Source organism: Pseudomonas monsensis (assembly GCF_014268495.2).
Classification (GTDB): Bacteria; Pseudomonadota; Gammaproteobacteria; order Pseudomonadales; family Pseudomonadaceae; genus Aquipseudomonas; species Aquipseudomonas monsensis.
The window spans coordinates 5,335,759-5,347,965 of the sequence record NZ_CP077087.1 but is presented as its reverse complement, the minus strand read 5'-3'; the positions used below and the strand labels follow the sequence as shown (position 1 = coordinate 5,347,965).

The window sequence follows — 12,207 nt, the reverse complement described above, 5'->3', positions numbered from 1 at the left end:
TGTTTATTTCACCTCGGTTAAATTCACATCATGGACCAGCATGTCGATCAGTTCCCGTAGGTATTTGAAACCCTCATCTTTTTTCTCCCAGCGATCAATGAACAGCAAGCCTTGGTCATTGATCTGGATCGGTGTCACAACGATGTCGCCGGTCTTGGACTTATGCACCAGACGGGGCCCACCCGTGCCTGTATGTTCGATCATGAACATCCCGGGGAGGGTCAGTTTGCTGCGGCTGACCGCCGGCGTCGGGGCTGGCGTTTGCGTTCCGGCGGTGGCCATGTTCATTCGAAAATCGCTGCGCAAGGCCCGGCTATCGACTCCGCGCCTGCCGGTCACCACTTCCCACATCCCGTGGTGGACACCTCTGGCCAGTTCCGCAGTGGTGTCGCGTACATGGAGACTGATCGCCGAGAGGGTATCGGCCAGACCCGGCACACCCAGGTTGTAATTAGTGTGGGCATTGCCGATGAGGGCCATCCATTTATGCGGCCCGTGTGCCAGTTGGTCGGCTTCGATCACTTGGGTGGCGAAATAGCTGAACATCTCGTTTCGCGAGACGTCTTTGCCAGCCATACCCTGGAGGTGGTAGGACGCCGTGCAATCGAGTGCCCTGATACGGATCTGGTACTTGGCCGCCAACTGATAGACTTCTGTGTACGTATCGTTACCCTTATAGAGGGGCATGTGGCCACGGTCCTGAAGGTGCAGATAAGCCTTAAGTCTGTCCGGCATATGCTGTGTCCGATAAAAGATATCCAGATCGGCCTGGTGCAAATCGGTGAGCAGATGTTCCACGTATAGCGTGTCATACCCGGCTTGCTTGAGCGCCTTCATGTACTTTTTCAGCAGCGCTTTGCTCGACACGTCTGCATGGGCTTCGCCAAGCAGCAGGTTCCAGCGTCCGCGGGCCAGTTGCTCCAAAAACGCGTCGAACGCGGTGTCTGAAGTGATTGTCGGGAGCGTGGCAGCTTCCGGGGGCGTGTAGTGGGCAAAAGCGTCCCGGGACTTTTCCTGGAGCCGCTGGCGGTTGGCGATGAACGCATCGTATGCCTGTTTTTCATTGGGTAAGGTCGGGGAATAGCGTGAATCCATGCCGCGGGGTTGATGCAACATTTGCGCGATATCGTGACGCAGGGAGGGCGCAATATCGTATTCGCTGAAATGGTCGACAACGGAGGCGCTCGCTATGGGCCTGGAGACGGGCTCAGGCGCCTTGTACGCCGTTGGCCATTGCACCCGATAATCGCCCCTGGCTGCCGCATCGCCGGCGATGGCCCCGGCTGAATCGAGGCCGATGCGTGCCGGCTGATCCAGTGCGACATCTTCCACGCGCACGGCAACAGCCGCGTGCAGGTCGGCCAGGCCGGGGGTGTTGTCGAAGGTGCTCATACGTGATTGTTCGGTGAGGACCACCCAGCGCTCTTCAGGCGCATCGGCGATATCGGCGGCCAGCGTCTTGTGCGAATAGAAATTCCTCAAGGTGTTGCTGCGAGGGGTCAATGGCGAAACGTCGTCCAGTACCAGGGCGCCGTCCAGTTGGTAGCTGGTCGACGCATCCAGCGCATGGATTTTCAGACCCTTTTCGCGCGCGGTACGCACCAGTGCCAGATAAGAGAACGCCGCGTTTTCCTCATGTCCCAGCGCACGGTCGACGGCTTTAAGGTGTTTTTTGATGTGTCTCCAGGTTCCGCCCTTGTTCATTTTTTCCAGCTTGATATGGAAAACATCTCCCGCCAGGTATTCCACGTAAAGTCGCTTGAAGTCGTTGCTCGCGAGTGCGTCCAGATTGCTGATCAGCAATTGTTTGCTGGCGATCGAACCGGGCTGGGCGCCGATCACCAGGTTTTTCCCTTTGACGGTGTCGCTGGCGATCAACTGGGCAAATGACAGGTTGTCGGCAACTGGCGGGACTTCGGCGCGGGCTGGCAGCGGAGCACTTTCGGCGAAATGCGCGGTGGCGTCCGTGCTGAGCTTTTCGACCTGTTTCAGGTAGGCGCTGCGTGTCGAGGCGAGTTCCTCGACCACCAGGTCGGTACGGGGGGCTATATCGTACTGACTGCGCTGGAGGATGTTCTGCCGGATTTGCGGATTCATCACCGCTTCGATGTGCTGGTGGTATTTGCTTTCCACGCCATAGACCTTGTGCGGACCGGGTGTCTCGGGCACGGTCTGGTATTTGGGCGCGCCGCCGGCCAAGCCGCTGCGCACCATCACCCCGTCGGCGTTGCGCTCGGTCAGGATGCCGGTAGAAACAAGGTCGGCGGAATCCGGCTTGTGCCAATAGAGCAAGTAACGGCCGAATGGGTCGGGACTGTTGGGGGTAAAGTACAATTTGTTTTTGAAAAAGACCGCATGCATGCCATCCCATTCAGGTTCGGGTGCCCCTTGATTGATCACAGTCATGACCGCCTGTGGATCGTTGCTGACACTGGCGCTGGCGATGCGCTGACGCAAAGGCAGGCGCACGGCCTTGAGTGAACGCAGTGCCGGACGCAGGTCGGTCAGCAGCGCACCGGCGCTGTTGAACAGATAACCGAGAAAGTGCTGGAATGCTTCGCCATGGTCACCCTGGCGATACGCGTGCAGGCTGAGCATGGCGTCCTTGAAAGCCAGTAACAGGCCGCTGCTCAGGCTCAGCAGGGGGAACGGGGCAGTGGCGATGGCGGTAACCCATTCGACACAGGTCCAGACCAGACTGGCGATCATTTGCGCACGGCGGGTGGTGGTGGCGTTAACGTCGTCGATCCGACGTTGCAGCTTCATGTCGTAAAGGGCCGCGCGCAGATCACTGACCGCTGCGACCGTCCGGGTCGAGTCGTAAAGTGCGGGGCTGGCGGTGGTTTTATAGAGGTCTTTGGGCAGCCCTTTCTTGATGTTTTCAAGGTGCGTGCGAACCCTGTTCCGGGCGCCGGCGCCGACGCGCATGGTCAGGTATTCGAGCATGCCTGACTGCTGCTGAAGCAGGTAATTGAACAGCCGCGCTTCGCGAAAGGCGACGCCGTCGGGTGCGTCGGGTGTGTAGAGCAGCACCGGGTTGTCGCCATGGCCGAACAGCCACGCATCGATCACCCATTCGCCGTCGATCATCAAACGGTGAATCGGATAGGTCGTGCGGATGGCTCCGGAAGTCTGCTCCATGCTGTCGATACTCTGCTCCAGCCATTGTAGATCGCGGCTGGCGATATGGCCTTGCAGCTGGCATTCCAGCGCGGCGGTTTTCATCTGCAGCCGGGTAATGGCCAGGGTCGCGTTGCGCCTGAAGCCGTAGCCTCCGCTCGTCGAACTTTGCAGCTCAGCCTTGACCTTGTCGATGTAGCGCTGGCCGATCCAGACACCGGTGACCGAGCGTGCGACATTCTGTGCGGTCAGGTTGCTGATATCGACGCCCTCCGGGCCTCGAAAGCGGGCCGAGCGGGAAAACTTCTCATCGAAAAAACCCACGCCGTCGGCGTAGCCGTCGCGATAAAGCGTGGTGTAAGTCATCGGTTTTGGCGTCCACGCGTGCACGAGGGAGCTTGGCGAGAACGCCCAGACGGTATTCGGGTCGACATCGTTGGCCGTGCGTTTGAGCAATTGGTTCAAGCTGATTTTTGCTTGCTCGTGCACGTAGTCATCAAACGTCGGAAAGCGACTGCCCGACAAGGCGTGGTTGTCGAACGCGCGCAAGGCACCTTCGGCGTCTTGGCTCAGGGTCGTCAGCTTCCGGCGGTTGGCGGCGGTGGTCGAGCGATACCACGCCGGTGTACTGAAATCGTAGTCGTCGATCCGTGTGGCGAGCACATGTTCGGCCATCGCCCGCAGGCAATCGAGATGACTGCCGGTGCGATCGAAGGTGATCTTTTGATGTTCCAGTGCCTCAGGCTTGAAACTCAATCCGGACAATACGTGGCGCAGCTTTGCGCGAAAGCGCATGGGCGCACGGCTGATCAGGTAGCCGGTCATGCTCTCGGCGCCATCATTGTGTCTGGCCCAGCCGAGCAAGTGGGTCTGGCATTCGCGTTCACTGTCGAAGGCCTGGAATTGTTGCGCGCGCGGCGCCTCTGGCGTGCACAGCAATAGCCGTTTGAGCGCACCGCTTTCATCGTTCTGGCGCAGCACCCACAAGTCCTGCAACTGTGCGCCATGCAGCGACAGGGCGGCGGCGTGCAGGCGGGGATCGCTGCGGTCACGCAGGCGCTGGATCAGTTGCAGGTCACTGTCGAGCAAGTGCCCTTGCAGCACTGCCGTGTGAGCGAGGGCGACGATACGATGATCAAGCAACTGCTCGATGGCCGGTTTGATTGCGGGCTTGGCCAGCAGCGTCTTTTGCAACTGATTGAAGTCAATCCGCGGCTGCAGGTCCAGGGCTTGCCTGATCAGCCACGCCGGCGTTATGTCAGCGTAGGTCTCCGGCAGAGGCGCGTCATCGTAGGTGAGGCGGGTGTGGTTCAAAAACGCTGAGCCCGGTAACTCATCACCGGTGTGCGGGCCACGCAAGGACAGCTCGAGCAGACTGGATTGATGCACATAAACGCCGTAGCCCGGCACTTGACGTTCGGTCGAAAGGCTTAGCTTTTCCGGGTCGAGATCGTCGATTTCCAGGTCTTCGCTCAGGCGTTCCAGCCATTGCTGACGGGCCACACCCCTCAGGCTGCCTGCCGGTTCCATCAGGTCGAGCAGGTGTTGCCGCTTCTGCTGGTAGTTGCGCAGATGTAGCGCCAGTGTGGTTTTTTGCGCGGTGCTGGCGCTGCGGTACCAGTCGGGTGCGCTGTAGAGCAGGTGGCGTTCGAACAAGGTTTGCGCGCGTAATTCCAGGCGCGGCGTGAGATCCGGCAGGGCGCCGGCAATTGCGTTTTCCAGCGCGGTGAGCAATCGCGTGGGGTCTTGCTGCGGGTTATCGGCGAAGCTCAGGGCGCGCTCGATATCCTGCATGCGTTTTTCGATCAGCGCATCGTAGGTGTGTTCGAATAAGGGTTTGCTGTCGATCGGTGCGAGCAGCAGCGGCCAGATCCCCGCTGCGCCCACTGCGTGATAGCGCGTCGGCAGCATGTGCATGAACGCCTCCCTATCGCCTGGCTGGTTCAGGGACGAGCGCAACTGGTTGTCGAGGTCAGCAAGGGAGTTGAAGAACTCGATGCCTCTTGTCGGGGTGAACAGCAGGGCGTAACCCATGCTCTGGTCGGTTTGCAAGTCATTGACTCGGCGGGTGTCCTTTTCCATAACGACAAAGGCGCCGGCCAGCTCAACGGTGGTGTCTTGATAGGTGAACTGCAGCGCGTAAACGGCCGGACGCAGCATCGGCGCCAGATCGAGCTTTTGCAGCAGTGCGCCGGCCTGCGGGTGCAGCAGGCGGTCGGTGACGGCCTGTCTTGCCTCGTGGCCGAAGGCAGTGAAGCCTGCGTCATAGTTCAGAAAGGTTTTCGCGGGTTTGCCGTCGATCCGGTCGCGCTGGTCCATGTCGAGCAGTTGGGGGGCCAGTCTGGTTTTCAGCGTTGCGATCAGCCGTTTGCCTTCATCGCTTTGTAGATCGCTGTTTTCCAGGGCCTGATACAGCACGCGGCTGCGTTGCAAGTAGCTTGCGCGGTAGGTTTTCAGTTGCGCGTCGAGGCGTTTCAGATAGGTCTGTTCGGGATTCAGTTGCTGTTCGGGAAGCAACGGTGTTTGTGTATTGAACAGATGATGGCCGATAGCGTTGAGATCGTTTTTGATCTCTTCGGCGGTGGGCGCTGTGGTGTGGCTCATGGGCACTTTTTCCATGCTGAGGATGAGGGGGCAGCATGGCGAGGGACAGCGGGGGGAAGGTGGTATCTATATATGGGGGGCGTGATCTTTCAATGTATTCGACTTCGTCAAACGACGCCCCGGACCTGCTCGCGAAAGCGCTGTGTCAGTCACTCCAACGGCTGAATGGGCTGACGTGACGCCTTCGCGAGCAGGCTCGCGCTCACACAGGGTTAGCTGTGTGTTGGGGGTTGGGGGATTTCGTGGTTATCCAGCACGCGGTTCACGGCCAGTTCGGCGAGCATGATGATTTGCTGGATGGCCAGGATCGTGCGCCGCTGCGGCAGGTCGATGTAGGCGGCGATGTCGCTGGTCATGAGGCTGGCCTGGGCCAGCGATTCGCAGGCGTGGACCAACAGGCTTTCGCTGTCCTGTTCGGGAGCGACCTGGAACATCGTGCTGGGTTTGTGAAAGCGCAGGGTCAGGGCGTTGGGTTTGAGGTAATGGTCGAGGGCGCGTTCGGCGGCTTCGTGGAATTTTTTGGAATCGGCGGATTGGTAGGGGGAGGTTTCGTTTGTTTCCGGCGGATTGGGTGTCGGCTTTTTCATTTTTGACTCCTTGGGAAATAATGGAGCCATCCCTCTAGTTGCCGCGACGCAATTCGAGGGTGGCAGCTATACGCGGGTTCGCGGACCGACTCCCAAGGCACTTCGGCATACCCGAAGGTATCCCGCGCACAGCCGCCATGACACAAACAAACAGCACAGAGGTGCCGTGAGGTTGGCGATTATGCATCAGTTATCGGGCCGCGACGCCCCATCGCTGAATTTGCAACGCCCCCCCCCCGAGCCGACCCAGCCGATTTTCGAGGCACAACCGACGCGAGTTGTCGGAAATATCCCGCTCAAAGCCGATTCTGTAGGACTCCGGTGATGAACGTTTTTCCAGACAGTTTTGAAGTCGCCATAGATCAAAATTCATTGCGGGTTATTTCGAACCTGTCTTGAGCCCCTGTAATTTCTGACAGTAGACACGTTGCCCGCTCGCCCCGAGATTAACCAGGCGCCCTTGGGCCTCAGGACGGTGCAGGCCAATTTGCCGACTTCAAGGAATCAAACCATGAGTTATACCGATACGAATTACCAAGGCTTCACTATTCGCGAATATTCCCCCGACACCCCAGGTCTGCGTTATCGGGTGATCTATAGCGCGACGGAAGAGAGTCTCTTGCTCGAGACCCGCAAACAGGCCGAGCAATTGATCATTGATCGAGTGGCGCGGATGAAAAGTGGAGGGAAAGCTGTCTGAGCCAACCGGGCTAACCTTTACCTGGTGCAACCGCTGCCGCAGGCTGCGATCTTTTGATTTTGCTTTTAGAAGACAAGATCAAAGGATCGCAGCCTGCGGCAGCTCCTACATAAGGTGGGTTTCAGGTTTGCGCGGGGATTTCGTGGTTATCCAGTACGCGGTTCACCGCCAGTTCGGCGAGCATGATGATTTGCTGGATGGCCAGGATCGTGCGCCGCTGCGGCAGGTCGATGTAGGCGGCGATGTCGCTGGTCATGAGGCTGGCCTGGGCCAGCGATTCGCAGGCGTGGACCAACAGGCTTTCGCTGTCCTGTTCGGGAGCGACCTGGAACATCGTGCTGGGTTTGTGAAAGCGCAGGGTCAGGGCGTTGGGTTTGAGGTAATGGTCGAGGGCGCGTTCGGCGGCTTCGTGGAATTTTTTGGAATCGGGGGATTGGTAGGGGGAGGTTTCGTTTGTTTCCGGCGGATTGGGTGTCGGCTTTTTCATGGTGAAGCTCCGAATGATAAGTGGGGCTGTCACTCTCAATCACCGCGACGCGACGGAGGGTGGCAGCTGTACGCAGGTTCGCGGACCGAGCCATTCGGCAATCTCGGCATACCCGAAGGTATCCCGCGCACAGCCACCATCAAACCAAACGAAAAGCACCTGAGCGCTAAAGTTTGGGTTGGCGATTATGCATCAAATCGAATGAACTGCTCGGGCCGCGACGCCCGTTCGCTGAATTTGCAGCGACCCCCAGAGCCTATCCAGCCGATTTCCGAGGCACAACCGACGCGACTTGTCGGAAAACTCCCTGCAATTCCCGGCGTCTGTAGGACGAGCAAAATTCCTACATCCAACGCTGATCAAACTGTGGGAGCTGGCTTGCCAGCGATGGCGTTCTTCCAGCCGGCATGTGTACCGTCTGACCCACCGAGATCGCTGGCAAGCCAGCTCCCACAGGTTTCTTTGGTGGACTCAGAAATTGCATGCACAAAAAAGGCGATGTCCCTTGCGGGGCATCGCCTTTGTTTTACCGCCGTTAAATCTTATTCCGGCAGTTTGTAAGCAATCACATAGTCACCCATCTTGGTGCCCAGCGAACCGTGACCGCCGACAACCAGCAGCACGTATTGCTTGCCGTCCTTGCCGGTGTAGGTCATCGGAGTCGCTTGGCCACCTGCTGGCAGACGCGATTTCCACAGTTCTTTACCGGTGTTCACGTCGTAGGCGCGCAGGTACTGGTCGAGGGTGCCGCTGAGGAAGCCGACGCCGCCCGCCGTGACGATCGAGCCGCCCATGCTTGGCACGCCCAGGGTGAAGCCGATCGGGATCGGCGAGCTGTCGCGGCTGGTGCCGTTTTTGCGTTTCCACACGACTTTGCCGGTGGTCAGGTCGATGCCGGCGACATAGCCCCACGCCGGGGCCTGGCACGGTACGCCGAATGGCGACATGAACGGGTGCATGATCACCGCGTATGGCGCGCCGGTGTTCGGTTGCACGCCAGCGGTTTCGCTTTCGCGCTTGCTGCCGGCGGCGACTTTTTCGCGTGGCACCATTTTCGAAACGAAGGCCATGTAGTTCGGGCTGGTGAACAGCATCTGGCGAACCGGATCGACCGAGACGCCGCCCCAGTTGAACACGCCGACGTTACCCGGGTAGATCAGGCTGCCCTGTTCCGACGGCGGGGTGTACTGGCCTTCGTAGCGCAGTTCCTTGAACTGGATGCGGCACAGCATCTGGTCGAACGGGCTGGCGCCCCACATGGCTTTTTCGGTCAGTTCCGGGGCCAGCAGGTTGAGGTCCGAACGCGCTTGAGTCGGTGCGGTGAAGTCGCCTTTCACGGCGCCTTGCGGAACCGGAATTTCCTTGATCGGGATGATCGGCGTGCCGTCACGACGGTCGAGGACGTACAGGCTGCCCTGTTTGGTCGGGGCGATCAGCGCCGGTTTCACGCCGTCGGCGGTTTTCATGTCGAGCAGGGTTGGCTGGCTGCCAACGTCCATGTCCCACAGGTCGTGGTGGGTGAACTGGTAGTTCCAGCGCACTTTACCGGTGGCCAGGTCGAGGGCGACAACGCCGGCGCTGAATTTCTCGGCGCCGGGGGTGCGGTCAGCGCCCCACTGGTCCGGGGTCTGGTTGCCCAGTGGCAGGTAAACCATGCCGAGTTTTTCGTCGACGCTGGCCAGCGACCACATGTTCGCCGAGTTACGGCTGTAGGTTTCGCCCGGTGCCAAAGGCTCGGTGGCGTCTGGCTTGTCGCTGTCCCAGTTCCATACGAGGTGGCCGTCGCGCACGTCGAAGGCGCGGATCACGCCCGATGGCTCGTTGGTCGATTCGTTGTCGGTGACGTGACCGCCCATGATCACCAGATCACGGGTAATCGCCGCTGGCGAGGTGGAGTAGTAACCACCGGCGGTGAACGGGCCGATGCCTTGGGTCAGGTCGACCACGCCTTTGTTGCCGAAGCCTTCGCAGATTTTGCCGGTGTCGGCGTTCAAAGCGATCAGACGGGCATCAGCGGTTGGCAGGTACAGACGACGCGGGCAGGCCTGAGCGACGGCTTTGCCGGCTTCGGAAATCACCGCCAAGGCGGCGTTTTCAGTTTTCGCGTACGCGGCTTCGTCGTAGTACGACACGCCACGGCAGGTCATGTGGGCGAAGCCCTTGAAGCCGACCGGGCTCTTGATCTGCGGGTCGAAGCGCCACAGTTCTTTACCGGTGTCCGGGTCCAGTGCCAGCACTTTGCTGTGCGCGGTGCAGGCATAGATCATGCCGTTGGCTTTGAGCGGGGTATTTTCGTTGGTCAGCTCGACCGGGTCATCGGCCGTCGGCAGGTCGCCGGTCTGAATACGCCAGGCTTCTTGCAGCTTGCCGACGTTGGCCGGGGTGATCTGCTTCAGCGGCGAGTAACGGTCACCGAACTCGGTGCGGCCGTAGGCTTGCCAGTCGCCATCGGGCATGGCTGGCGCGGTGCTGGTGGTGTCCGCGGTGTCGCGGCCCAGTTCGCCGAAGGTTTCGCCCGGATGGGTGAACAGGCTGGCCAGTGCGGTAACACCGGCCAGAATCACGGCCACGGTCAGGCCGCCAGTGCCCATCGGCGCCGGGCCTGCGAGCAGCAGCGGACGACGGAACCACGGCAGCAACATCACAAAACCGAGGACAAACCACAGGGCCAGGCGTGGCACCAGTTGCCACCAGTCCAGGCCGACTTCCCACAAGGCCCAAACAGTGCTGGCAAACAGCACGATGGCGTACAGGCCCAGCGCCGCGCGACGGCGCATCAGCATCAGAATGCCGGACAGCGCGATGCCGATACCGGCCAGCAGGTAGTACAGCGAGCCGCCGAGCATGCTCAGCTTGACTCCCCCGGCCAGCATGGCCAGGCCCATCAGTAGAAGCAGAATGCCGAGCAGGCTCGGTAGCAGACGGCCCCGACTCGAAGCACTTTCGGTGCTCATAGTGTGATTCTCCGTGACGTTTATGTAGTCCCGCGCTGTAGTCACTTTAGATGACGATTTGGCACAGGCATGGTTCAGATAAAAACTTGTCTAGCTAACGAATTTCTTCTTCGCCCCCCGTGGGAGCTGGCTTGCCAGCGATGGCGCCACATCAGGCGACGTTGATGTCGAATGTGAAATCGCTATCGCTGGCAAGCCAGCTCCCACAGGTTTTTTCGTGGTGCTTTAGAACGACGACTGGATCTTGATCCCCGCGATCAGCGCGTCATCGACCTTGTCCACACCGCCCGGATGGCGGATGTATTGCAGGTTCGGGCGCACGGTCAGCCAGTTGGCGAGGTGCACGCCGTAATAAAGCTCGGCGCTGTATTCGGTGTCTTGCGGCGGCAGGAACGTCGGGTCGTCGTAGTCGTACACGGCGTTGGCGCGGTTGCTCGCTTCGGCGTTCTTGCGGTACGCCGGGTTGACGTGCACGCGGGCCAGGGCGAAGCCGATGTCGTCCTTGGCGCGGGCATCGAACGGGCCTTTGTAGACCACGCCGGCCTGCACGTAGTTGTCGATCGCGTTGGTTTTCTTGTCGTGCATCGTGGCGTTGGCGAACACGCTCAGGCCGCGCGAGTGGTCGCTGGCGATGCTGGTGACTTGCTGCTGCGCGCCGAACCACACGCCGTGCTTGCTCGACGCGCTGCGGTAGGCTTCGCCGCTCAGTGCGGCAGGCTGGCCGTTCTGGTCTTTATAGACGTCAGAGGCCTTGGCGCTGCTGTAGTAGTAACCGGCGCGGTATTCGCCGGGCAGGTCGTTGAGCTTCGGCGTCCACACCAGTTCGACCGGCAACACGGCGCCCTGGGTGCCGCTGCCGCTGAGTTTGAAGCCGTTGCCGCGATCAAGGTTCGACGGGTTCTGCTCGTAGGCGCCGACCTGGGCGTACAGCTCTGGTGTCAGGTGATATTTGACCCGCAATGCCCACTGGCTGACCGGCCAGTTGTACCAGATGCCGCCGACCCAGTTGCCGACCTGCGAGCCGCAGAACGCCAGGTTCTGGAAGTCGCACGGGAAGCTGTTGAAGTCTTCGCCTTCGCCGAAACGGCCGACCTTGATGTCGAGTTTCTGGTCGAAGAATTTCTGCTGGTACCACATCTGCGTCAGGCGCGTGGTCTGGCCGCGACCCCAGACTTCCTGCGCCGAGGTGAAGCCACCGACGCGTGGATCGTTGATGCGGTCGTTGCTGATGTTGTTACCGCTACGCTTGGTAATCGTCAGTTGAAACTCGGCATCGTCCCAGCCGAGGATCTTTTGCAGGTCCAGGTGCGTACCCAGGGCGAACTGGTCGCTGTAGCGCGCAGTGCGGTCGTGGTCGTAGCCGCCGTGCAGGTTGCTGCCCATTTCGCCGGTGTAATCGAGTTTGAAGTCGTAGCCTTTTTCCGAGAGTTCGGTGCGGGTGCCGTTCCAGTCACCGAGCATGTACGGTGAGTCGCTGTCGAAGGCGGGGGCCGCCTGGGCGTAGGTGGCGAGGCCGAGTGCAGTGCAGCCGCCGAGCAGGCGCAGCGCTGAGATAGCGCTGTCTCTGGAGAAGGAAAAATCAGGCATGGATCAGTCTTTTTCGATGTTTTCTTGGGGGAAACCGGGCGCTTCAATGTGACGCAGGCAGTGAAGCGATTCAGCTGAAGGGCGGCAGGATAATGATCTGTAACAAAAAGACAAAGGGCTTTTGCTGACATGCAGCGTTTCGCAATCGGTAACAGTGCGTCAAACGGG

6 protein-coding genes are annotated in these 12,207 nt (G+C 60.0%); 1 reads left to right on the top strand and 5 read right to left on the bottom strand.

Annotation, left to right across the window (positions count from 1 at the left end; genetic code table 11):
- Positions 1 to 3 precede the first annotated feature (3 nt).
- Positions 4 to 5,724: a membrane-targeted effector domain-containing toxin gene (locus HV782_RS23525; RefSeq protein WP_186748214.1), complete on the bottom strand. Its 5,721-nt coding sequence runs from the start codon at positions 5,722 to 5,724 to the stop codon at positions 4 to 6.
- A gap of 212 nt (positions 5,725 to 5,936) precedes the next feature.
- A complete protein-coding gene (locus HV782_RS23520; RefSeq protein ID WP_128615636.1) occupies positions 5,937 to 6,311 on the bottom strand; it encodes a DUF6124 family protein in 375 nt (124 codons plus the stop codon).
- Positions 6,312 to 6,822: 511 nt separating this feature from the next.
- Here HV782_RS23520 and HV782_RS23515 point away from each other — a divergent pair.
- Complete coding sequence (locus HV782_RS23515) at positions 6,823 to 7,011, top strand: hypothetical protein (RefSeq protein ID WP_186748213.1); 189 nt, start codon at positions 6,823 to 6,825, stop codon at positions 7,009 to 7,011.
- Positions 7,012 to 7,132: 121 nt separating this feature from the next.
- Here the strand turns inward: HV782_RS23515 and HV782_RS23510 are convergent, their stop codons facing one another.
- The 3 genes from HV782_RS23510 to HV782_RS23500 all read right to left on the bottom strand — a co-directional run bounded on the left by HV782_RS23510 (position 7,133) and on the right by HV782_RS23500 (position 12,039).
- Entirely contained in the window at positions 7,133 to 7,498 is a 366-nt protein-coding gene (locus HV782_RS23510; RefSeq protein ID WP_186748212.1) for a DUF6124 family protein, read from the bottom strand.
- 542 nt (positions 7,499 to 8,040) lie between these two features.
- Entirely contained in the window at positions 8,041 to 10,452 is a 2,412-nt protein-coding gene (locus tag HV782_RS23505; protein WP_186748211.1) for a glucose/quinate/shikimate family membrane-bound PQQ-dependent dehydrogenase, read from the bottom strand.
- Positions 10,453 to 10,677: 225 nt separating this feature from the next.
- Complete coding sequence (locus tag HV782_RS23500; protein ID WP_186748210.1) at positions 10,678 to 12,039, bottom strand: carbohydrate porin; 1,362 nt, start codon at positions 12,037 to 12,039, stop codon at positions 10,678 to 10,680.
- Between the last annotated feature and the right edge of the window lie 168 nt (positions 12,040 to 12,207).